General features: G+C 68.5%; 21 protein-coding genes and 1 riboswitch. Of the genes, 3 read left to right on the forward strand and 18 right to left on the reverse strand.

Annotated features, from left to right (window positions below):
• Positions 1-24: 24 nt before the first annotated feature.
• The 10 genes from yvcK to NWF34_RS00220 all read right to left on the reverse strand — a co-directional run bounded on the left by yvcK (position 25) and on the right by NWF34_RS00220 (position 10,746).
• Complete coding sequence (gene yvcK / locus NWF34_RS00175; RefSeq protein ID WP_258323975.1) at positions 25-1,044, reverse strand: uridine diphosphate-N-acetylglucosamine-binding protein YvcK; 1,020 nt, start codon at positions 1,042-1,044, stop codon at positions 25-27.
• Entirely contained in the window at positions 1,041-1,988 is a 948-nt protein-coding gene (rapZ, locus tag NWF34_RS00180) for an RNase adapter RapZ (RefSeq protein ID WP_258323976.1), read from the reverse strand. Before rapZ ends, yvcK begins: the two co-directional genes overlap by 4 nt.
• On the reverse strand, positions 1,981-4,032 hold the full coding sequence (uvrC, locus tag NWF34_RS00185; protein WP_258323977.1) for an excinuclease ABC subunit UvrC: 2,052 nt from the start codon (positions 4,030-4,032) through the stop codon (positions 1,981-1,983). The genes rapZ and uvrC overlap by 8 nt, the downstream gene beginning before the upstream one ends.
• Positions 4,033-4,042: 10 nt before the next feature.
• Positions 4,043-4,507 carry a PH domain-containing protein gene (locus NWF34_RS00190; protein ID WP_258323978.1) on the reverse strand — a complete coding sequence of 155 codons (465 nt, stop codon included), beginning with the start codon at positions 4,505-4,507 and terminating at the stop codon, positions 4,043-4,045.
• The gene (ribH, locus tag NWF34_RS00195; RefSeq protein WP_258323979.1) at positions 4,504-5,016 is read right to left on the reverse strand and encodes a 6,7-dimethyl-8-ribityllumazine synthase; all 513 of its coding nucleotides are present in this window, start codon (positions 5,014-5,016) and stop codon (positions 4,504-4,506) included. Before ribH ends, NWF34_RS00190 begins: the two co-directional genes overlap by 4 nt.
• Positions 5,013-6,332 (reverse strand): bifunctional 3,4-dihydroxy-2-butanone-4-phosphate synthase/GTP cyclohydrolase II, encoded by a 1,320-nt coding sequence (locus tag NWF34_RS00200; protein WP_096273936.1) that lies wholly within the window; start codon positions 6,330-6,332, stop codon positions 5,013-5,015. Before NWF34_RS00200 ends, ribH begins: the two co-directional genes overlap by 4 nt.
• Positions 6,333-6,352: 20 nt before the next feature.
• Positions 6,353-7,012, reverse strand: coding sequence for a riboflavin synthase (locus NWF34_RS00205; RefSeq protein ID WP_258323980.1), 660 nt, complete (start codon positions 7,010-7,012; stop codon positions 6,353-6,355).
• A gap of 44 nt (positions 7,013-7,056) precedes the next feature.
• Positions 7,057-7,213: riboswitch (FMN riboswitch) on the reverse strand.
• Between the two features lie 94 nt (positions 7,214-7,307).
• Entirely contained in the window at positions 7,308-8,333 is a 1,026-nt protein-coding gene (gene ribD, locus NWF34_RS00210; protein ID WP_258323981.1) for a bifunctional diaminohydroxyphosphoribosylaminopyrimidine deaminase/5-amino-6-(5-phosphoribosylamino)uracil reductase RibD, read from the reverse strand.
• 8 nt (positions 8,334-8,341) lie between these two features.
• The gene (rpe, locus tag NWF34_RS00215) at positions 8,342-9,046 is read right to left on the reverse strand and encodes a ribulose-phosphate 3-epimerase (protein WP_040004721.1); all 705 of its coding nucleotides are present in this window, start codon (positions 9,044-9,046) and stop codon (positions 8,342-8,344) included.
• Between the two features lie 440 nt (positions 9,047-9,486).
• Complete coding sequence (locus NWF34_RS00220) at positions 9,487-10,746, reverse strand: 13E12 repeat family protein (protein ID WP_258323982.1); 1,260 nt, start codon at positions 10,744-10,746, stop codon at positions 9,487-9,489.
• Between the two features lie 190 nt (positions 10,747-10,936).
• Here NWF34_RS00220 and NWF34_RS00225 point away from each other — a divergent pair, with 190 nt between their 5' ends.
• From NWF34_RS00225 to NWF34_RS00235, 3 genes are read left to right on the forward strand one after another with little or no spacing between them, the layout of a single operon-like run.
• Positions 10,937-11,272: a helix-turn-helix transcriptional regulator gene (locus tag NWF34_RS00225; RefSeq protein ID WP_258323984.1), complete on the forward strand. Its 336-nt coding sequence runs from the start codon at positions 10,937-10,939 to the stop codon at positions 11,270-11,272.
• Positions 11,269-11,748: an SRPBCC domain-containing protein gene (locus NWF34_RS00230; RefSeq protein ID WP_258323985.1), complete on the forward strand. Its 480-nt coding sequence runs from the start codon at positions 11,269-11,271 to the stop codon at positions 11,746-11,748. Before NWF34_RS00225 ends, NWF34_RS00230 begins: the two co-directional genes overlap by 4 nt.
• Complete coding sequence (locus NWF34_RS00235) at positions 11,745-12,386, forward strand: dihydrofolate reductase family protein (protein ID WP_258323986.1); 642 nt, start codon at positions 11,745-11,747, stop codon at positions 12,384-12,386. Before NWF34_RS00230 ends, NWF34_RS00235 begins: the two co-directional genes overlap by 4 nt.
• Positions 12,387-12,389: 3 nt before the next feature.
• Here the strand turns inward: NWF34_RS00235 and NWF34_RS00240 are convergent, their stop codons facing one another.
• From NWF34_RS00240 to mihF, 8 genes are all read right to left on the reverse strand, one after another.
• Positions 12,390-13,805: an RsmB/NOP family class I SAM-dependent RNA methyltransferase gene (locus NWF34_RS00240; protein ID WP_258323987.1), complete on the reverse strand. Its 1,416-nt coding sequence runs from the start codon at positions 13,803-13,805 to the stop codon at positions 12,390-12,392.
• The gene (fmt, locus tag NWF34_RS00245) at positions 13,802-14,761 is read right to left on the reverse strand and encodes a methionyl-tRNA formyltransferase (RefSeq protein ID WP_258323988.1); all 960 of its coding nucleotides are present in this window, start codon (positions 14,759-14,761) and stop codon (positions 13,802-13,804) included. The genes NWF34_RS00240 and fmt overlap by 4 nt, the downstream gene beginning before the upstream one ends.
• Positions 14,762-16,729: a primosomal protein N' gene (locus tag NWF34_RS00250; RefSeq protein ID WP_258323989.1), complete on the reverse strand. Its 1,968-nt coding sequence runs from the start codon at positions 16,727-16,729 to the stop codon at positions 14,762-14,764.
• 60 nt (positions 16,730-16,789) lie between these two features.
• Positions 16,790-17,998 (reverse strand): methionine adenosyltransferase, encoded by a 1,209-nt coding sequence (gene metK, locus NWF34_RS00255; RefSeq protein WP_258323990.1) that lies wholly within the window; start codon positions 17,996-17,998, stop codon positions 16,790-16,792.
• Positions 17,999-18,120: 122 nt separating this feature from the next.
• Positions 18,121-19,380: a bifunctional phosphopantothenoylcysteine decarboxylase/phosphopantothenate--cysteine ligase CoaBC gene (gene coaBC / locus NWF34_RS00260; protein ID WP_258323991.1), complete on the reverse strand. Its 1,260-nt coding sequence runs from the start codon at positions 19,378-19,380 to the stop codon at positions 18,121-18,123.
• Between the two features lie 14 nt (positions 19,381-19,394).
• Positions 19,395-19,694 carry a DNA-directed RNA polymerase subunit omega gene (rpoZ, locus tag NWF34_RS00265; protein ID WP_006436300.1) on the reverse strand — a complete coding sequence of 100 codons (300 nt, stop codon included), beginning with the start codon at positions 19,692-19,694 and terminating at the stop codon, positions 19,395-19,397.
• 41 nt (positions 19,695-19,735) lie between these two features.
• Positions 19,736-20,365 (reverse strand): guanylate kinase, encoded by a 630-nt coding sequence (gene gmk, locus NWF34_RS00270; RefSeq protein WP_258323992.1) that lies wholly within the window; start codon positions 20,363-20,365, stop codon positions 19,736-19,738.
• A gap of 40 nt (positions 20,366-20,405) precedes the next feature.
• A complete protein-coding gene (gene mihF, locus NWF34_RS00275) occupies positions 20,406-20,720 on the reverse strand; it encodes an integration host factor, actinobacterial type (RefSeq protein WP_004021989.1) in 315 nt (104 codons plus the stop codon).
• Positions 20,721-20,887 lie beyond the last annotated feature (167 nt).

A 20,887-nucleotide genomic window follows, 5' to 3' on the forward strand; every position in this document is an offset into this window, starting at 1 on the left:
GAAAACGCCGAATCATCGCCTGGCTCAGGCGTCCGCCCGGTCAGAGTAACGGTTCGATTCACCTTCGCACAGTTCGTTCACCACGGCGGCGACTTTCGCCGGGTCATGGACCTGGCGGCCGGGTACCGCCACATCGCCGACGTTCAGTTCCGCGCCGAACAGTCCGGCCGCGCGTACGAGATGCTCGCGTTCGCGTCCGGCCGGTACCGACGACGCGTCCACCAGGACGTGGTCGACGCGGAACGTGTCGGCATGGGCGTGCAGGACGTGCAGATGCCGCTCCACCGAGAACCCGGGCGTCTCCCCCGGTTCGGGTGCGAGGTTGACCGCGAGCACCTTTCGGGCGCTGGTGCGCTGCAACGCCTTGAGCTGCTCCGGCACCAGCACATGCGGGATCACGCTGGAGAACCAGGAACCCGGGCCGAGCATCACCAGGTCGGCGGATTCGATTGCCTCGACCGCACTTTCACAGGCCGGTGGATCCTCGGGGATCAACCGCACGCGGCGCACCTTGCCGGGCGTCGTCGCGACCGCGACCTGACCGCGGATCTCGCGGCTGATGCGCGGGTCGGCCTCGAGCCCGGACACGTCGGCCTCGATGTCGAGCGGGACGGTCGACATCGGCAGCACCTGTCCGACGATCCCGAACATCGACCGCAGCTCCTGCAGTGCGGCCACGGTGTCGCCGAGGACCTCGGTGAGACCGGCGAGCATCAGGTTGCCGATGGGGTGTCCGGCGAGTGCGCCGCGACCACCGAAGCGGTGTTGCAGCACCTCCGCCCACAGCTCGTGGCGTCGTCGGGTGTCGGGATCTCCGGCGGTCTGGAAGTCCTCGAGGGCTTTCGGCGCAGACATCAACGCGGCCAGCGCCATTCGCAGATCACCGGGCGGGATGAGTCCGAGCTCCGCACGCAGGCGGCCCGACGATCCCCCGTCGTCGGCGACCGTCACCACCGCGGTGATGTCGGTACTCAGATAGCGCATCGCGGTCAGTGTCGCGTACAGGCCGTGGCCGCCTCCGAGGGCGACGATCTTCTGGGTCATTCGCGCCCCAGATCACGGTGCATCACGCGCACGTCGTAGGAGGCCGCGCCGGCGTCGTCGACGGCCTTGCGGAGCCGGTGGGCGAGCTCCTCGGAGATGGCGACACTGCGATGTTTACCGCCGGTGCAGCCGACACTGATCGTCATGTAGCGCTTGCCTTCCCGCAGGTAGCCGCGACCGACGATGGACACCAGGCCGGTGTAGAGGTCGAGGAAGTCACCGGCGTCGGGCTGACCGAGGACGTAATCGCGGACCGGCGCCTCCCGACCGTTGTGGTCGCGCAGTTCGTCGATCCAGTGCGGATTGGGCAGGAACCGTACGTCGGCGACGAGATCGGAGTCGATGGGCAATCCGTACTTGAAGCCGAAGGACTGCACCGCGATGCTCAGCCGCGGTTCGGTGTCACCGGGTGCCACACCCTCCACCACGGAACGCAACTTGGCCGCGGTCAGCCCCGAGGTCTCCACGACGAGGTCCGCGACGTTCTTGATGGGCGCCAGGATCGCACGTTCGCGGGCGATGCCCTCGACGAGGGTCTCCTTGCCCTGCAACGGGTGTCGGCGACGAACCTGTTCGAACCGGCGGACCAGTGCCTCCTCGCTCGCGTCGAGGTACAGCAGACGGGTACGAATCCCCGACTGTCCGAGGCTGTCCCGCAGCTGCTCGAGTTCATGGGCGAGGTTGGGGTCGGAAGCACGCAGCACCATGGCGAGACGAGTGATCGTGGGATCGCTCTCGCGGACCATCCCGACCATCGTCGAGATCAGTGAGGGCGGAACGTTGTCGGCGACGTACCAGCCGTCGTCCTCGAGTACGTTGGCCGCCGTCGAGCGACCCGCGCCGGACATGCCCGTGACGAACAGGACGGTCAGTTCGTCCGGCGCCGCGTCGGACGTGCCATCGGCCGGCCTCTCGTCGTGTTCGGCCTCGGCCCGCTCACTCATCGACACCCCGTCCCGCGTCACCGGTCACCACCGTCATCTCTGCCTCGTTCACGGTCTCGCTCATCACCGGCGACACCGTCTCTGCAACCATGTCACCGCCGAGTGCGGTCTGCACGGCACGCGCGGTGGTCAGGCCGATCCCGGGTACCTTGGCGATCTCCTCCAAGGATGCCTCACGCAGACGCGCGACCGATCCGAAGTGCGTCACCAGCGCGGTGCGTCGCGTCTTCCCGAGACCCGGGATGCCGTCGAGCACCGACTCGGTCATCCGCTTGCTTCGCTTGCTGCGGTGGAAGGTGATGGCGAACCGGTGCGCCTCGTCGCGTACACGTTGCAGCAGGAACAGGGCCTGGCTGCTGCGCGGCAGGATCATGGGGTCGTCCTCGCCGGGCACCCACACCTCTTCGAGGCGTTTGGCGAGGCCGATCACCGAGACGTCGGTGACCCCCAGTTCGTCGAGGACCGCCGCCGCCGCATGCACCTGTGGCGCACCGCCGTCGACGACGAACAGGTTGGGCGGATACGCGAACTTCCGTGGCTGCGCGGGGGTCTGGGGCTCGGCGCCGACCTCCCCCGACTCCGGTGGTGGTGCGTCGCGGTCGGCACGGTGACGCAGGAACCGGCGGCGGGTGACCTCGGCGATCGACGCGACGTCGTCGGAATGGCCGTCACCCGCGGCGTGGCGGATCGAATAGTGCCGGTAGTCGGACTTGCGCGGCAGGCCGTCCTCGAACACGACGAGGGAGGCGACCACGTCGGTGCCCTGCACATGTGAGATGTCGACGCACTCGATGCGCAGCGGCGCCTGGTCGAGCATCAAGGACTCCTGAAGCTCGGTGAGCGCGGCCGACCGGGTGGTCAGGTCGCCGGCGCGTCGGAGCTTGTGCTGTGTGAGCGATTCCCCGGCGTTCCGGGCGACGGTCTCGAACAGCGCCTTCTTGTCACCGCGCTGCGGCACCCGCAGGGTGACCCTGCTCCCCCGCAGTCCGGACAGCCATTCCTCGAGTTCGGCTGCGTTGGCCGGTAATTCGGGGACCAGCACCTCACGCGGCACCGACTCGCCGTGAGCGCGGTCCTCACCCACGTCGACCGTGGCGTCGAAATCGACCTGCGCACCGTAGAACTGGGTGATGAAGTCGCCGATGACATCGCCGTCGGTCCCGTTGTCGCTGCGTTCGACGACCCAGCCTCGCTGACCTCGGACGCGGCCGTCGCGCACGTGGAAGACCTGGACCGACACCTCGAGTTCGTCGCCGGCGACCGCGACGACGTCGGCGGTGGTGCCGTCTCCGAGCACCACGGCCTGCTTCTCCATGGCACGCCGCAGTGCGCCGATGTCGTCGCGCAGGCGGGCCGCGCGCTCGAAGTCGAGGTCCTCGGCCGCAACCGTCATGTCACGTTCCAGCTTGCGGATCAGCAGGTCGGTGCGGCCGGCCAGGAAGTCGCAGAAGTCCTCGACGATCTCGCGGTGTTCCTCGGCGTCGACCCGGCCGATGCACGGCGCGGCACATTTGTCGATGTAGCCCAGCAGGCACGGACGGTCGATCTGCTGATGCCGCTTGAACACGCCCGCCGAGCAGGTCCGCGCGGGGAACACCCGCGTCAGCAGGTCGACGGTCTCTCGGATCGCCCATGCGTGGGAGTACGGCCCGAAGTAGCGCACGCCGCGGCGCCGCGGACCGCGGTAGACGAACAGCCGCGGGTACTCCTCGTTGAGGGTGACGGCCAGCATCGGATAGGTCTTGTCGTCGCGGTAGCGGACGTTGAACCGCGGATCGAATTCCTTGATCCAGTTGTATTCGAGCTGGAGTGCCTCCACCTCGGTGCCCACGACGGTCCACTCGACCGACGCCGCCGTCGTCACCATCTGGCGGGTGCGCGGATGCAGCGAGGCGATGTCGGCGAAGTACGACGTCAGGCGTGACCGGAGGTTCTTGGCCTTGCCCACGTAGATGACACGACCGTGCTCGTCACGGAACTTGTACACCCCAGGATCGGTCGGGATGGTTCCGTGAGCAGGACGGTAGGTAGTCGGGTCGGCCACGTGTTCCAGGCTAGTTGGCGGGTCGGACGGTCCCGCGATAGCGCTCTTCGAGCTCGCGGAACCGCGCCATCGCCTCGATGGCCCGCGGACCGTCGCCCGCCTGGACCGCCAGCACGGTGATGTGTTCGTCGGACGGGAACAGCAGCCAGGCGCCGAACCCCTTCTCCGGATAGGTCAGTCCGAGGACCTTGTCCCAGGTGAACAGGCGCGTGGGTACCAGGTTGCGCACCTCGACGCCGTCGGGGCCGACACGCAACCGCGGCCGGGTCAGCAGCAGGGCGGCGCCCGTGAACAGGACACCGATGAGGATGATCGCGACCTGGTCGGCGCCGCCGAGGTTACGGACGCCGACGTCGTCGATCGTCAGCAGCAGCCCGAAGGTGGTGTGGATCGCCATGATCACGACGGCTGCCGCGATCGCGTATCGCGGCAGCTTGCGCGGCCGGTACACCAGGTCCCAACGAGGGGAGGTCACGCCGATGCTCCTCCGACCGCAGTCGGCAGGGCTTCGCCGCGTTGCAGTGCACGAAGAGTCAGTGCCGAGGCCAGCGCGGCGACGGTCGCCTGCGCGCCCTTGTCCTCGGTCGAGCCGGGCAGGCCGGACCGCGCGATCGCCTGGTCCTCGGTCAGCACCGTCAGCACACCGTTGCCGACGGGGGTCGACTCGTCGAGCGAGACGCGGGTCAGCCCGGCGGTCACCGCGTCGCACACGTACTCGAAATGCGGTGTCTCGCCCTTGATCACGACACCGAGCGCGACGACGGCGTCATGGGTGCGGGCGAGCGCCTGCACGATGACCGGCAGTTCGATCGCACCGGCGACCTGCACGACGGTGGGCTCGGTGACACCGTTCTCGTCGGCCGCCCGGAGCGCACCGTCGAGCAGTGCGCCGCAGATCTTCTCGTGCCACTGCGACGACACGATCGCCAGCCGGAGCGTGCCGGCGTCGGCGAGTTCGAGGGTCGGTTCTCCGTGGCCGCTCATGCGGGGGCTCCTTCGGATGCGTCGTCGCTGGGATGCGCGTGATCGTCGAGGCCCACGAGGTCGTGTCCCATCCGGTCGCGCTTGGTGCGAAGGTAGCGCAGGTTCTCGGCGTTGGCGCGCACCGGCATCGGCACGCGGTCGACGATGTGCAGGCCGTAGCCGTCGAGGCCGACGCGCTTGGCCGGGTTGTTGGTGAGCAGCCGCATCGACGTGACCCCGAGATCGACGAGGATCTGGGCGCCGAGGCCATAGTCGCGGGAGTCGGCGGGCAGGCCCAGTTCCAGGTTGGCGTCGACGGTGTCGGCGCCGGCGTCCTGCAGCTGGTAGGCCTGCAGCTTGTGCAGCAGGCCGATGCCGCGTCCCTCGTGGCCGCGCATGTACAGGATGATGCCGCGGCCTTCGGCGGCCACCATCTCCATCGCGGCGTCGAGCTGCGGACCGCAGTCGCAGCGCAGCGAGCCGAAGACATCGCCGGTCAGGCACTCCGAGTGCACACGAACCAGGACGTCGTGTCCCTCGCCGTCCTCGCCGGCGATGTCGCCCTTCACCAGGGCGACGTGCTCGACGTCGTCGTAGACGCTGGAGTAGCCGACGGCGCGGAAGTCGCCGTGGCGGGTGGGGATCCGGGCGTCGGCGACGCGCACGACGTGCTTCTCGTGGCGGCGGCGCCACGCGATGAGGTCGGCGATCGAGATCAGCGCGAGGTCATGTTCGTCGGCGAAGACGCGCAGCTCGTCGGTGCGGGCCATCGAGCCCACGTCCTTCTGGCTGACGATCTCGCAGATGACGCCTGCCGGTGCGAGGTCGGCGAGGCGGGCCAGGTCGACGGCGGCCTCGGTGTGGCCGGGACGACGCAGCACGCCGCCCTCCTTGGCCCGCAGCGGGACGACGTGTCCGGGACGGGTGAAGTCGCCGGCCGTGGCCGCCGGGTCGGCGAGCAGACGCATCGTGGTGGCGCGGTCCGAGGCGCTGATCCCGGTGCCGATGCCCTCGCGGGCGTCGACGGTCACGGTGTAGGCGGTGCCGTGCTTGTCCTGGTTCATCGAGTACATCGGTGGCAGGCCGAGGCGGTCGCAGGCGTCGCCGTCGAGCGGGACGCACAGGTAGCCCGAGGTGTAGCGCACCATGAAGGCGACGAGTTCCGGGGTGGCCATCTCGGCCGCGAAGATCAGGTCGCCCTCGTTCTCGCGGTCCTCGTCGTCGACCACGACGACGGCCTTGCCCGCGGCGATGTCGGCGATGGCCCGTTCGATCGTGTCGAACGTGACTCCCTCACCACTGGTCACGTCGTCACCGTCGCGCGGCGATTCGTTCATCAGAACCTCACTCGTTGTGCTCATTTCGCCTCTGTCACATCAAGCGCAGGGACATCAAGCGCAGGGACATCTCTGTGTTCGGAGCCCAGGTGAAGGCGCTCCACGTACTTCGCGATCACGTCGACCTCGAGGTTGACCACGGTGCCCGGCGTGGTGGCACCGAGGTTGGTCTCGTTGAGGGTGGTGGGGATCAGGGAGATCTCGAACCACGAGTCGTCACCCGATCCGCCCACCGACGAGACGGTCAGCGACACCCCGTCGACGGTGATCGACCCCTTCTCGACGAGGTAGCGGGTCAGCTTGTCCGGGACGCCGATCCGCACGACCGTCCAGTTCTCCGACGGACTGACGGACAGGACGCGACCGGTCCCGTCGACGTGGCCCTGCACGATGTGGCCGCCGAAACGCCCGTTCGCGGGCATGGCGCGCTCGAGATTGACGGTGCTCCCCGCGGCGAGGTCGGACAGGGAGCTGCGGCGCAGCGTCTCACCCATCACGTCCACGGTGAACTCGCCGGGACGGAGGTCGACGACGGTCAGACACACGCCGTTGACCGCGATGGAGTCGCCGTGGCCCGCGTCGGCGGTGACGATGGGTCCCCGCACGGTGAAGCGGGCTGCATCAGAGAGATCCTCGCGGTCGGCGATGACGCCGAGTTCTTCCACGATTCCGGTGAACACGCACTCCTCCTGCTCGCTCGGAGCAGACAGGGCGGCACTGTGTCGCCTGTTCTCTCGCATCCGGACTGTGACCGTCGGCTCCGGAATCTCACCGAATCTGCTGTCCCTGCCGTTCGACAGGCGCTCGCGGGCTGGAAGATGCGTATCCACCGCACCCTCATCACCGCCGGTGGGGAATTTCACCCCGCCCCGAGAACTGGTGATATCGACGCTAGCACGATGCAAGAACGGCGTCGCATTGCGATTTCGCTGAGTGAAATGGATGCCTGTCGGTGTGTCGCTCATCTCGGCCTGCTCAGTCCTGCCGGATCGTCGGCGAACGCCGTGCGAGTGTGATCAAGACGTCATCGCCGAGCGTCGTCGTGTGCACGGTGCGGAACCTCTTGGCGTCGGCGAGCGTGATGACCCCGGGTATCTCGACGGAGCTACGACCGGCGCCCAGCACCATCGGCGCCACGTAGGCGTGCACCTCGTCGACGAGCCCGGCGTCGAAGAAGGCGCCCAGGATGTGCGGGCCGCCCTCCACCAGGACCCAGAGCGCGTCGGGAAGTGCGGCGAGGACGTCGGCTGGGTCATGTGATCGGACCAGGACCAGCGGCCCTCCGGTGTCGTCGCGGAGGTTGGCGTCGGCGGGCAGGTCGCGGTGTCCGAGCACCACGCGTGCCGGCTGCTGTGGGTAGAGGCCGCCGGCGGAGGTGCGGGCGGTGAGTGTGGGGTTGTCGGCGAGTGCGGTGCCGGTGCCGATCACGATGGCGTCAAGGCGTGCGCGCTGCCGGTGGGCGTGGTCGCGCGCTTCGGGACCGGTGATCCACTGACTGGTGCCGTCGGGTGCGGCGATCCGGCCGTCGATGCCGGCGGCGATCTTGGCGGTGACCATCGGCCGCCCGAGCCGCTGTCGGGTGAGCCACGGACGCAGTGGACCGTTCTCCACGGTGTCGGCCGCGACTCCCCCGGTCACCCGGACGCCGGCAACTCGCAGGGTGTCGGCGCCGCCCGCGGCGACCGGGTTGGGGTCACCGACCGCGTAGTGGACCTCGGCAACGCCCGCTTCGATGAGTGCCTGCGAACACGGCCCGGTGCGTCCGGTGTGGTTGCAGGGCTCGAGCGTGACGATCGCGGTACCACCCCGCGCTGCCTCGCCGGCCGCGCGCAGTGCCATCACCTCGGCATGCGGGCCGCCCGGCGGTTGGGTCGCACCGACGCCCGCCAGGGTGCCGTCGGCCGCCAGGATCACTGCTCCGACAGGAGGATTGGGCGAGCTGACACCCATGGCCGCATACGACGCCTCGACGGCGCGATCCATGGCGGCGGCGATGTCCACGAGGTGCGTCAGACGTCGCTCTTGGCGCGCGCCCGGGCGGCGGATTCGCGTAGGGCGGCGACGGCCTGGCCAGGGTCGGCGGCACCATAGACGGCCGAGCCGGCGACGAAGCAGTCGATTCCGGCCTCGGCGGCTTCTTCGATGGTGTCGGCGTTGATGCCGCCGTCGATCTCGACGAGCAGCCTCAGGTCCTCGGCGTCGATGAACTTGCGGATGGCGCGGGCCTTCTCGAGGACCTCGGGCATGAACTTCTGTCCGCCGAAGCCGGGTTCGACACTCATGATCAGCAGGGTGTCGAAGTCGCGGAGGATCTCCAGATAGGGATCGAGCGGGGTACCCGGCTTGAGCGACAGGCCGGCCTTCGCGCCGGCGGCGCGGATGTCGCGGGCGACGCCGATCGGGTTCTCGGTCGCCTCCGCGTGAAAGGTGACGTTGTACGCGCCGGCCTCGGCATAAGGCGGCGCCCAGCGCTCTGGGTTCTCGATCATCAGATGGCAGTCGAGCGGGATGTCGGTCGCCTTCAGCAGGCTCTCGACGATCGGCAGACCCAGGGTCAGGTTCGGCACGAAGTGCGCGTCCATGACATCGACGTGCAACCAGTCGGCACGGGTGGCTCCGGGCTTGGCAACGGCCGCCGCCTCGTCGGCGAGATTCGCGAAGTCCGCGGAAAGGATGGACGGGGCGATCATGGGCGCGTTACCGGCGGTGCACATGGTGGACAAGTGTAGGGCGAGGTGGGGTCTGCGGACGAAAGCGCTCGGGTGTCTCAGACCCCGCTGGCCGGCCACCCGGGAAATGGGGGCAGCGTCGGCCAGGGCTGCAATCCCTCTTCGACACCCACAGCGGGCAGATCCGGGTTCGGGGGAAGAGAATCGCACGCCACGATGTCGGCACGGTTCTCCCGTCCGACGCCATGGACTGGCTCTCAATCCGACATAAAACCAGGCGGCTCGTGGCGCAACCCGCAACTACGAGCGCAATAGCCGCAACGAGTAAGCACCCGACGAAATGGGCTCTCCCAAAACGATCCGCCATCAGGTCCGTTCCCCCGTCCTCGGCGCAGACGCCCATGACGACACGCCACATCAGACAACCTAATACGAGCCTACGAATGTCGGGAAGTGTCATCCACAACCCGGACTCGACCGAAGACTCAGGCCACCGCGAGCAACTGCAGCAGCTTCGTTTCGATGACGCTTTGTTCAGGGTCTCGATGCCCGACGGCCGGCGGTGCCGTACTCCGATGTCGTGCACCGGTCGGAGTGATGACGTCGATGACCCGGATGTCGCCGGCCACGCGGACCGAATATGTCCAGCCATCGGCCTCTTTCGCACGATTGTGGGTGACGCAGATGCCGTCGGCGTTGGCCTCGCTCGTGGGGCCGTCGTGACGATGGGGTTTCGCGTGATCGATCTCCGTGATGGGCGCACCGCAGTACGGAGTGCGGCACCGCTGATCTCGTAACCGGATGAAGTGCGCGAGTGCGGGAGGGAATCCGCGGGAACGGGACTCCATCGTCACCAACGCACCATCGGACGGACGTGCATAGAGACGACGCAGCGTCGAGGCGGTCTCACCGTCCGGCGAAACCGAGGCGGCGACAAGTTCCCGTGCCACTGCTGCCGGGATCGGCCCATACCCCCTCACTTCCGCGGCCGAATCGTTCAGCCCGAGCAGACACTCATCGGACATGGCGACATCCACCGACACCGGAACCGGCTCTGCGGCAGCGCGACCGGTTACGCGTTCGACCAGCGTGTCGGCCATGATCTGGGCGTGGGTGCGATCGTCCGCACCGAGCACCGAATCGGCGTGCTTCTTGAGCGCGGCATACACCGAGATCCCCTGCGTCATCGGCAACAGCGCCGACAGCTTGGTCATCAGATCCGGTGCAGATCGTACGCTGACTCGACGATCTCTCTCGGCCTTGGCCTTTCGCGCAACCACCGCCGCCGGCTCGAGTTCGTACGCGTGACGCTTCGCCCGCGCTTCGATCTCTCGGTCCGAGGCGCCCACCAGCGCCTCCGGATCGCCACACACCCGCCGGTCGATCTCCTCCCGCGATTCGCGAGTCAGATAAGCGGTTTCGCGGACGAGGATCGTGGCTCGCCATTCTGTCAACACCCCGTCCGTGAGTGCGGCCATCGTGTGCGGCATCTCGTGCGCCAGAGCACGAGCGAATCCGAGGTACTGACTCCCCTTCTGCGGTGAGGCCTTGCGCGCCAAGCCGACTTCGGCGGCGAGCCCTCGACCCCGGCGCGGTTGCGGAACATTGCGCGCGGCCTCGTCGTCCGCACGCAGCCGGTCGAGATTCGCGGTCTCACGCACCTGGGCCGCAGTGCACGCCGACTTGATCTCCTCGAGCAGAGTCAGCCGCTCCACCGACTCGGCCTCGCCAGCCCCCGCAGCCATGCCGGCAAGGAGGCTCACGAGAGCGCGCAAGTCGCCCGTTGCCGGCCTCCGCGTTTCCGCTACATCGGTTTCGTACATACGTTCGATAGTACCTGAATACTCACTGCTCCGCCGTGCCTTTCCACAACCACTCCTCACCCAGATCACTTAGCCGTTGAGTTCAGCGACCAATCATGCAACACTTAGCCACATGGCAAACAGTTCGGTCACGCTCGACGAGATCTTCGGTGCGCTGGCGGACCCGACCCGCCGCGCCGTCGTAGAGCGACTCGGGCGCGGCCCCGCGACAGTCGGAGAACTCGCCGGCCCCTTCCCCATGACGCTCCCCTCCTTCATGAAGCACCTGAAGGTCCTCGAGGAGAGCGGACTGGTCATGACCAAGAAGACCGGCCGAACGCGGATGTGCACGCTCGACCGGCGACGCCTGCGACGCCTGCAGACCTGGCTCGAACACCAGCGCATCGTCTGGACCGAACGCACCGACCGACTCGAAGCCTTCGTCACCGAACCAGAGGAGACATCATGATCGACCCCGAACTCGACCTGACCCTGCAACGCATCATCCGCGCACCGCGACAACGAATCTGGAATGCGTGGACCCGACCCGAGCAGCTTGCGAAATGGTGGACGCCCTCCCCGACCGTCACCCGAGTCGAACGACTCGAGCCACGCCCCGGCGGCGCCCTGGTCACGCAGATGAGCGACGACGGGGAGACCTTCATCCCGCACATGGACGCCGTCTTCCTCGTCGTCGACGCCACCGAGCGTCTGGTGTTCACCAACGCGATCGACAGCTCCTGGCGACCCGCGGAACCGGCACCGGTCCCCATGACCGCCGAGATCACCTTCGCCGAACACACCGACGGAACCGAGTACAGCGTCGTCGTGCGCCACGGCAATCCATCCGATCGCGACCGACATCATGAACTCGGCTTCTACGACGGCTGGGGCTCGGTGACCGCCGCGCTCACCGAACTGGTGGAAAGCGAGGCCCGGCAATGAAGATCACCATCACCGAATTCATGACTCTCGACGGCGTCACCCAGGGACCCGGATCGGCCGACGAGGACACCTCCGACGGCTTCTCCGCCGGCGGATGGCTCGTGCCGCACATGGACGAGACCTTCATCCGGAAGGCATCGGCGTGGCTCGACCTCGCCGACGGACTGCTCCTGGGGCGTCGAACCTACCAGGCCTTCGCCCGCGACTGGCCGCAGATCACCGACCCCGGAGACCCGTTCACGGAACGGATGAACGGCCTACCCAAGTACGTCGTGAGCAGCACGCTCACCGAACTCCCGTGGGGGCCCGCAACTCTCCTCGGCGGGGATGCAGTGGCAGCGGTGTCAACCATGCGATCGAAGTCTGGCCGCGAACTTCAGGTCCACGGCAGCAACACCCTCGCCGGGTCGCTCCTCGAAGCCGGTCTCGTCGACGCGCTACGCCTGGTCGTCGCCCCGACAGCGCTCGGCACCGGCCGACAGTTGTTCGGTCGCAACGCAACCAGCCTCGGATTTCGACTGACACACCAAACGGCAACGCCCGCAGGACTCCTGATCCTCGAATACGAACCGACCGGCCAAGCCGCGGTCGCCGACTACCAAGGCGTCGCAGCAGTGACAGGGTCAGCAGGACACTGACCTCTAGTCCCTCGTGAGCGCCGCCATAAACATCGCGTCGGTGCCGTGGACGTGCGGCCACAACTGCACATGCGGACCATCGCCGAGCAGTTCCGGTCCGAGCTCTCCGACGGTCACCAGCGGGCGGGCGTCGAGCTGGCGGGCACCGTCGACCGAGGCCAGCACGTCGGCGACCACGGCGGTGGTCTCGGCCGGGTGCGGCGAACAGGTCGAATAGACCACGATTCCACCGGGTTTCACGAGCCGAAGCGCCTCGGTCAGCAACTGCTTCTGCAGCACGACGAGCTCGTCGACGTCGGCAGCGGTTCGGCGCCAACGCGATTCGGGCCGGCGACGCAGCGAGCCGAGCCCGGAACATGGCGCGTCGAGCAGGATGCGGTCGTATCCCGGTTCGAGGCCACTCGACCGGGCGTCGGCGACATGGATGGTCACCGGGAGGTCGCTGACGACCTTGCGGATCAGCTCGGCGCGATGCTTCGACACCTCGATCGCGTCCAGCCGGGCGCCGTCGATGTCGGCGAGCGCGCCGATCAGCGCGGCCTTGCCGCCGGGTCCGGCGCACATGTCGAGCCAGCGGCCGGAGTCGTCGGCGACCTCGGCGACCGTCACCGCGCGCGCGATCAGCTGGCTGCCCTCGTCCTGCACACCGGCATATCCCTCACGGATCGCATCCACGTCGCCCGGATCACCGCTCGGCAGATACACGCAATACGGCGAGAACCTGCCTTCCTCTCCCCCGCTGGTCAGCGCCAGCTCCTCGGCGGTGATGTAACCCGGCCGGGCGACCAGATGTACGGGCGGACGTTCGTCGTCGGCAGCGAGTGCCGCCTGCAACTGGCCGGCCGAGCCGCCGAGCGCATCCCGGAACACTTCCGCTATCCAGCGGGGATGCGCGTACTGGAAGGCCAGGTAGCCGACGAGATCCTCGGCCGGCGACGGCGCGAGCTCGTCGACCCACATCTCCTCGGTCTTCTGCGACACCTTGCGCAGCACGGCATTCGCGAAACCCGAAGGTCCCATCCCGTTCTCGGAACGCACCAGGTCCACCGACGTCGACACCGCGGCATGGGATCCGACGCGCGTACGCAGCAATTGGTAAGCGCCCAACCGCAGTACATCGAGCACCGGGCCGTCGATCTCGCCGACGGGACGCTTGGCCGCCGAGGCGATCACTGCATCCAGCAGCCCCTGGGCCCGCGCCGTGCCGTAGGCGAGTTCGGTCGCGAAGGCCGCGTCGCGACCTTCGATCCTGCGGTCCCGCAGCATCTTCGGGAGAACCAGATTCGCGTAGGCGTCACGCTCACGGATCGCGCGCAGGGTGTCCCGGGCCGCGACACGCGCCGGGTCCAGATCCTTCTGGCGGAACTTCGCGGAGCTGTTGTCGCGCTTGCCCTGGTTCGGTCGTCGATCTGTACTCATCCCAGCACCGTCCCATCGGTGAGTCGGGCGCCACGGGCCCAGTCGGCGGCCGGCATCGGCTTCTTACCGGGCGGCTGAACGGTGCCGAGTCGTACCGGCGTCGAACCGGTACCGACGAACACCGCCTTCTTGGTCACCGCGATGACCCCCGCGGCCAGTGGCTCCGCGCGTACCGGTTCCGGCAGCGACGTGTCGTCGTCGGCGACGGGCCGCACGGGGCCCACCTTGATCCTGGCTTCATCGAGACTCGTCCACGAACCGGGTGCCGGGGTGTAGGCGCGAATGAGGCGATCGATGATGTGCGCGGGCAGATCCCAGCGGATCCGCGCGTCCTCGACCTCGACCTTCGGCGCGTGGCTTACACCGGCAGCGGTCTGCGGTTCCGGGACGAGTCCCCCGGCCTCGATGCCGTCGAGCGTGTTCACCAGTAGACCCGACCCGGCCTCGGCCAGACGCCCGAGGAGGTCACCGCTGGTGTCGGTGGGCCGGATGGTCTCGGTGAGGACGCCGAACACCGGCCCGGTGTCGAGACCCTTCTCCAGGCGGAAGGTGCTCGCACCGGTCACCTCGTCGCCCGCGGCGATCGCTGCCTGCACCGGCGCGGCGCCACGCCAGGCCGGCAGCACCGAGAAATGCAGGTTGATCCAGCCGTGGGTCGGGAGCGCGAGAAGATCCTCCGGCACGAGTCCGCCGTAGGCCACCACCGCACCGCAATCCGGGGCCCAGCGTCGCAGAACCTCGGCGACCTCCGGCTCGGACATCCGTCGCGGGGTGATCACCTCCAGGCCGTGCTCGTCGGCGAGCACGCCGATCGGTGACCGCACGACCTTGCGACCACGCCCCGACACCGCGTCGGGCCGGGTGATGACGCCGACGACCTCATGCGACGGCGAGTCCAGCAGGGCCTGCAACGACGGCACGGCCACCTCGGGGGTGCCGGCGAAAACGATGCGCATTCATCCGATCGTAGGCGGGTCCACCTGAACCCGGATCGGCCCGGTCTGCCGGTGCGTGTTGCGCCGCGCCTGCCCCGCGGCGAGAGCCTGCGCGAGGAGCCGTCCGTGCTTGCGCGGCAACCGCACCAGGATGCGGTCCATCTCGTCGTCCGCGGCGGCCTCCCACTCGGCGCTACCGGCCGGCGGCCGCACTCCCGGTGGAAGCGGCACGGGCCCGAGCACGTCCGACCCCTCGGGTAGTTCGAGATGTTCGACGAAGTCGGTGATCACCTGCGTCGGACCGTCCACCGACGCCATCGTGACCGCCGGCGGGAAGCCCAGTTCGACACGCTGATTCAGCTGCAGCGATGCGAAACCGACCGGATCCCAACGGATCAGCGCCTGGACCGGCGCCAGCGTCGAGTCGGCGACGATCACCACGCGACCTCCGTCGCCGTGCGGTCGGACCATGCCGGCCAGCGCCATCCAGCGTCGCACCGCGTGTTCCTCCGCACGAAGATCGGCTCGGTCGAGTTGTGCCCACGTGTCGACGACGATCGCCGCCCCGTAGCCGTCCGGGGCGACCGGTTCGGCCCCCGGTGTCGCGACGACGAGCCGTGCGCCGGGCTCGATCTCGTCGATGATGGTGTCTCCGCCACTGGTGTGGACCGGCACGCCCGCGAAGGCGCGTCCGAGTTCCTCGGCGGTCCGTCGGGCGCCGGTGACCGTCGCCCGCACCTTCGTGTTGCCGCACTCGGGGCAGCGGAACGATCGCTCCGGGCGGCCACACCATCGGCAACTCAGACGTTGGTGGCCGTCCATCTGCACGGGTCCGTTGCAGGCACGACACCGCGCGTGTTCCCGGCACCGGGTACACGCCAGCGACGGCACGTAACCGCGGCGCGGAACGCTGAACACCACCGGCTGGTCGGCGGCGAACGCCGAACGGGCCGCATCGAAGGCGACCTCGGGGATGCGTGCGGACCTCGCCATCGGATCGCGCGCGATCTGGCGGTCGTCGTCGGAGATGGCCTGCACCCGTGGGCTGCGGTGGCGGACGAGCGGACGGTCGGCGACGAGGTCGTGTGCCCAGCCCGATGCGACGAGCGCCTGCGCCTCCGCCGTCCGGGCGAAGCCGCCGAGGATGAGTCCGCAGCGTTCCTGGTGCGACCGCAGCACCGCGACTTCCCGCGGGTGCGGATACGGCGCCCGCGGATCGGCCATGCTGTCGTCGCCGTCGTCCCAGACGACCACCAGACCGAGGTCGGCGACCGGCGCGAAAACCGCACTGCGCGTGCCGATCACGAGCTTCGCCGCACCCCGGCGTGCGGCCAGCCAGCGGCGGTACCGCGCGGTGGGCCCGAGCCCGGCGGCCAGAGCCACTCCCCGATCGCCGATGAGTGGCTCGCATTCCGCCCACACCCGGTCGAGGTCCCGCTGGTCGGGCACGACGATGATGCATCCGCGTCCGGCCGCCAGGGTCGCCGCGGCGAGTTCGGCGAGCCGACGCGGCCAGTCCTCACCCGGCAGGGCCTGCCACGCCGCCCGCGGGTGCCCGCCGTCGGCGAGCGCCTCGAGGAACGATTCGGCCAGTGGATAGCGACACCACGCCTCCAGATCGGGCGCCTCGACGACAGTCGCGGGCTCGGGTGTCGTCTCCTTCTCGGTCCGCGCATGTCGCGGCGGGATCGCCAGACGGACAACGTCTCCCATCGTGCCGGCGTAGCGATCGGCGACCGCACGGCACAGCGTCGCCAACTCCGGCGACAGGACCGGTTCGGCGGATACGACCCGGTCGAGCCACCCCAGTTTGCCGGGGTGATCGCTCTTCTCGATCCGGTCGAGCAGGTACCCGTCGACGAGACGACCGGAGAACCGAACACGGACCCGCACACCGGGAACCGCCGTCGCATCCTGATCGGAGTCGATCAGGTAGTCGAACGGCCGGTCGAGGTGTGCGAGTCCGAGAATGGGCAGAACACGGGCCACCGGCAGCGAATCAGCCGGGACCCGTGCGCCTTTCGGGGGCAGGGACTGCGCCCTTCGGGGTCAGAGACCGGCGGCCGCGCGCAGCTTGTCCGCGCGGTCGGTCCGCTCCCACGGCAGATCGACGTCGGTACGACCGAAGTGGCCGTACGCGGCGGTCGGGCCGTAGATCGGGCGCAGCAGGTCCAGGTCGCGAATGATCGCGAGCGGACGCAGGTCGAAGTTCTCCTTGATGACCCGCTCGATGACCGCGGGGTCGACGTGTTCGGTGCCGAAGGTCTCGACGAACAGGCCGACCGGCGCGGCCTTGCCGATCGCGTAGGCCACCTGGACCTCGATGCGATTTGCCAGGCCGGCGGCGACCGCGTTCTTGGCGACCCAGCGCATCGCATAGGCGGCGCTGCGGTCGACCTTCGACGGGTCCTTGCCGGAGAAGGCGCCGCCGCCGTGGCGGGCCATGCCGCCGTAGGTGTCGACGATGATCTTTCGTCCGGTCAGGCCGGCATCACCCATCGGGCCGCCGAGGACGAACTTGCCGGTCGGGTTGACCAGCAGTCGGTAGTCGGAGGTGTCGAGGGTCGGCAGGTCGATGTCGGCGAGCACCGCGTCGACGACCTGCTTCTTGATGTCGGGAGCGAGGAGGTTGTCGAGGTCGATGTCGGCCGCATGCTGGGTCGACAGGACGACGGTGTCGAGGCGGACCGGGGTGTCACCGTCGTATTCGATGGTGACCTGGGTCTTGCCGTCGGGACGCAGGTACGGCAGCGTGCCGTCCTTGCGGACCTCGGTGAGACGACGGGAGAGACGGTGGGCCAGCGCGATCGGCACCGGCATCAGCTCGGGGGTCTCGTTGGTGGCGTAACCGAACATCAGGCCCTGGTCGCCGGCGCCCTGGCTGTCGATCTCGTCCTCGGAGATACCGCTGCGGCTCTCGTGGGAGTTGAAGACGCCGCCGGCGATGTCCGGCGACTGGGCGCCGATCGCGACGTTGACGCCGCACGACGCGCCGTCGAAGCCCTTGGTGGAGGAGTCGTAACCGATCTCGAGGATCTTGGCCCGGACGATGCCGGGGATGTCTGCGTACGCGGTGGTCGTGACCTCACCCGCGACGTGGACCTGGCCGGTGGTCACCAGCGTCTCCACCGCGACCCGCGCGTTGGGGTCGTCGGTGAGGATGGCGTCGAGGATCGAGTCGCTGATCGCGTCACAGATCTTGTCGGGATGCCCCTCGGTGACGGATTCGCTCGTGAACAGGCGTGACGAGGTGGTCATCAGATCCTCTCGAGATCTCGCGCGCGGATCTTCCGGCGCCGTTTGGCAGGTATCGTCCGGTCGTCGTGGCCGGTGGGAGTCACTTCAAAACTACACAGCGGTCGGTTTCGCTGCGGTGCCGCTCAGGCCCCCGGACCATCAGGCACCAGTTGTCGCACTTCGTCAAGTATTCGACTCGACATGAGTGTTTTCGACCCGAAGGGCAGCGCGGTCTCGTCACCCTTGGCCGACAGCAGCCAGCCGGTGTTGTCCTCGGTGCCGAACGCCTTGCCGTCGCCGACCGCGTTCACCACCAGCAGGTCGCAACCCTTGCGGGCGAGCTTTGCGCGACCGTGGTCGAGGACCCCGCCGGTCTCGTCGCCGGTCTCGGCGGCGAATCCGACGATGACGGTCTCCGAGGGGATACGGCCGTCGTCCCGCGCCTCGACGAGCCCGCGGAGAATGTCCGGGTTGGTGGTCAGCTCGATCGGGGCCGGACCCTGATCGCCCTTCTTGATCTTGGCGTCGGCCACCGCGACGGGCCGGAAGTCGGCCACGGCGGCGGCCATGATGACGACATCGGCGTCGGCCGCGCGCTTGGTCATCTCCTCGGAGAGTTCCTGGGCGTTCGAGATCCGGACGATGTGCACGCCGGCGGGGTCACCCGGGTCGGTCGTCGAACCGGCGACGACGGTGACGCTCGCCCCACGCTGTGCAGCTGCCCGGGCCAGGGCGAAACCCTGCTTGCCCGAGCTGTGATTGCCCAGGTAGCGCACCGGATCGAGCGGTTCGCGGGTGCCGCCGGCACTGATCAGCACTCGGACACCGGCGAGGTCGTACGGAAGCGCGTCGGCGCGGTCGAGGAGCAGCTCGCCGATGAGGGCGATCTCCTGCGGGTCCGGGAGACGACCGCGGCCGGAGTCGGTGCCGGTCAGGCGACCGGACGCCGGGGTCATGACGGTCGAACCGTGTTCGCGCAGGGTCGCGATGTTGGCCTGGGTGGCCGGGTGCTCCCACATCTCGGTGTGCATGGCCGGCACGAACAGCACCGGGCACCGCACGGTGAGCAGCGATGCGGTGAGCAGATCGTCGGCGCGTCCCTGAGCAGCGCGGGCCATGAGGTCCGCGGTCGCCGGCGCGATGATCACGAGGTCGGCGCCCTGGCCCAGACGCACATGCGCGACCTCGTCGACGTCGTCGAAGACGGTGGTGCTGACCGGGTTACCGCTGAGCGCCTCGAAGGTGGCCTTGCCGACGAACTCGAGGGCTGCCGGGGTCGGCACCACGCGGACGTCGTGCCCGGACTCGGTGAAGTGGCGGATCACCGAGCACACCTTGTATGCGGCGATGCCTCCACCGACGCCGATGAGGATTCGGCGTCGTGTCTTGGTCGGTGTGGTCATCCCCGACGCCGCGACTATTCGCCCTCGGTGTGCTCGAGCAGATCGGAGTGGATCTCGCGGAGCGCGATCGACAGCGGCTTCTCCTGGAGGCCGGGCTCGACCAGCGGGCCGACGTACTCGAGGATGCCGTCACCGAGCTGGTTGTAGTAGTCGTTGATCTGGCGCGCACGCTTGGCGGCGTAGATGACGAGGGCGTACTTCGACGAGGCGCGCTCGAGGAGATCGTCGATCGGCGGATTGGTGATACCCAGCGGTGTGTCGTATGCCGGTGCGTCGGCGATCTCGGTGATGTCGAAATTGGTCGGGGTGGTCACACAAACTCCTGCGTCGAGGTCTGGGATGTCAGAGAGGCTGGTCAGGTCGCGGGCGCGGTGGGCTGCTCAGGTCCGACCAGCAAGGATACCAAGTCGGAGGCCGCTCGGTCGACTTCGCTGTTCACGATGACGTGGTCGAACTCATCCTGGGCGGCCATCTCGACCTTCGCGGTGGCGAGCCGGCGCTCGATCGCCTCGGGGCTCTCGGTGCCGCGGCCGGTCAGCCGGGCGACGAGTTCGTCCCAGCTCGGCGGGGCGAGGAAGACGGTGGTCGCCTCGGGCAGACGGGTGACGACGTTGCGCGCACCGACGAGGTCGACCTCCACCAGAACGGGTTTACCGGCCTCCAGAGCGGCGAGGACGGGCGCGAGCGGGGTACCCGATCTCTGCAGGCCACCGTGGATCTCGGCCCACTCCAAGAGCTCGTCGCCGGCGATCATCCGGTCGAAGTCCTCGGCCGAGACGAAGTGGTAGTCGCGGCCGTCGACCTCACCGGGACGCGCTGCGCGGGTCGTCGCCGAGACGCTGAAGTACAGGTCCGGCAATGCGGCGCGCACCCTGGCGACCACGGTGGACTTGCCGACGGCCGAGGGGCCGACCAAAACGATCAGTCGACCCCTCGTGCGTGCGGCTCCCGCGGTATCCGGCCGGTTGGTCACCGCCGGTCCCACGAGACCGTCACGCTGCCGTGTTCGGTTGCATTGCTCACGTTCAGGAGCTGAACTTCTCGAGCAGAGCCTTGCGCTGACGGTCGCCGAGACCGCGCAGGCGGCGGGTCGGGGCGATCTCCAGCTCGGTCATGATCTCCTGAGCCTTGACCTTGCCGACCTTGGGCAGGGCCTCGAGCAGTGCCGAGACCTTCATCTTGCCCAGGATCTCGTCGTTCTCGGCGTCCTTGAGCACCTGCTGGAGATCGGTGCCACCGCGCTTCAGGCGCTCCTTGAGCTCAGCGCGGACGCGACGAGCGGCAGCTGCCTTCTCCAACGCAGCGGCGCGCTGCTCGTCAGTCAACTGGGGAAGGGCCACGGGTTCCTCCGTCTTTCGTTCTTGATTGGGACTGTCATCGTCCGCCGTGAGGCGTCCGACGGCTGTTGCCACGCTGGCGGCGCTGCGTCGTCTTCGCAACGATGCGGTCGGGTGGGGTACCCGTCCGGCACCGCCGATTGTTGGCGGCGAATGCGACCGTACCCACG

Origin of the sequence: Gordonia sp. GONU (genome assembly GCF_024733855.1) — a bacterium.
Lineage (GTDB): Bacteria > Actinomycetota > Actinomycetes > Mycobacteriales > Mycobacteriaceae > Gordonia > Gordonia amicalis.

Excerpts from the sequence above, each read along its gene's own strand:
- metK (WP_258323990.1), bottom strand. The coding sequence starts at position 17,998 with ATGACCACCTCGTCACGCCTGTTCACGAGCGAATCCGTCACCGAGGGG.
- NWF34_RS00200 (WP_096273936.1), bottom strand. The coding sequence starts at position 6,332 with ATGAACGAATCGCCGCGCGACGGTGACGACGTGACCAGTGGTGAGGGA.
- NWF34_RS00240 (WP_258323987.1), bottom strand. The coding sequence starts at position 13,805 with ATGAGTACAGATCGACGACCGAACCAGGGCAAGCGCGACAACAGCTCC.
- NWF34_RS00230 (WP_258323985.1), top strand. The coding sequence starts at position 11,269 with ATGATCGACCCCGAACTCGACCTGACCCTGCAACGCATCATCCGCGCA.
- rapZ (WP_258323976.1), bottom strand. The coding sequence starts at position 1,988 with ATGAGTGAGCGGGCCGAGGCCGAACACGACGAGAGGCCGGCCGATGGC.
- fmt (WP_258323988.1), bottom strand. The coding sequence starts at position 14,761 with ATGCGCATCGTTTTCGCCGGCACCCCCGAGGTGGCCGTGCCGTCGTTG.
- NWF34_RS00235 (WP_258323986.1), top strand. The coding sequence starts at position 11,745 with ATGAAGATCACCATCACCGAATTCATGACTCTCGACGGCGTCACCCAG.
- yvcK (WP_258323975.1), bottom strand. The coding sequence starts at position 1,044 with ATGACCCAGAAGATCGTCGCCCTCGGAGGCGGCCACGGCCTGTACGCG.
- NWF34_RS00220 (WP_258323982.1), bottom strand. The coding sequence starts at position 10,746 with ATGGCTGCGGGGGCTGGCGAGGCCGAGTCGGTGGAGCGGCTGACTCTG.
- ribH (WP_258323979.1), bottom strand. The coding sequence starts at position 5,016 with ATGAGCGGCCACGGAGAACCGACCCTCGAACTCGCCGACGCCGGCACG.
- coaBC (WP_258323991.1), bottom strand. The coding sequence starts at position 19,380 with ATGACCACACCGACCAAGACACGACGCCGAATCCTCATCGGCGTCGGT.
- rpe (WP_040004721.1), bottom strand. The coding sequence starts at position 9,046 with ATGTGCACCGCCGGTAACGCGCCCATGATCGCCCCGTCCATCCTTTCC.
- NWF34_RS00225 (WP_258323984.1), top strand. The coding sequence starts at position 10,937 with ATGGCAAACAGTTCGGTCACGCTCGACGAGATCTTCGGTGCGCTGGCG.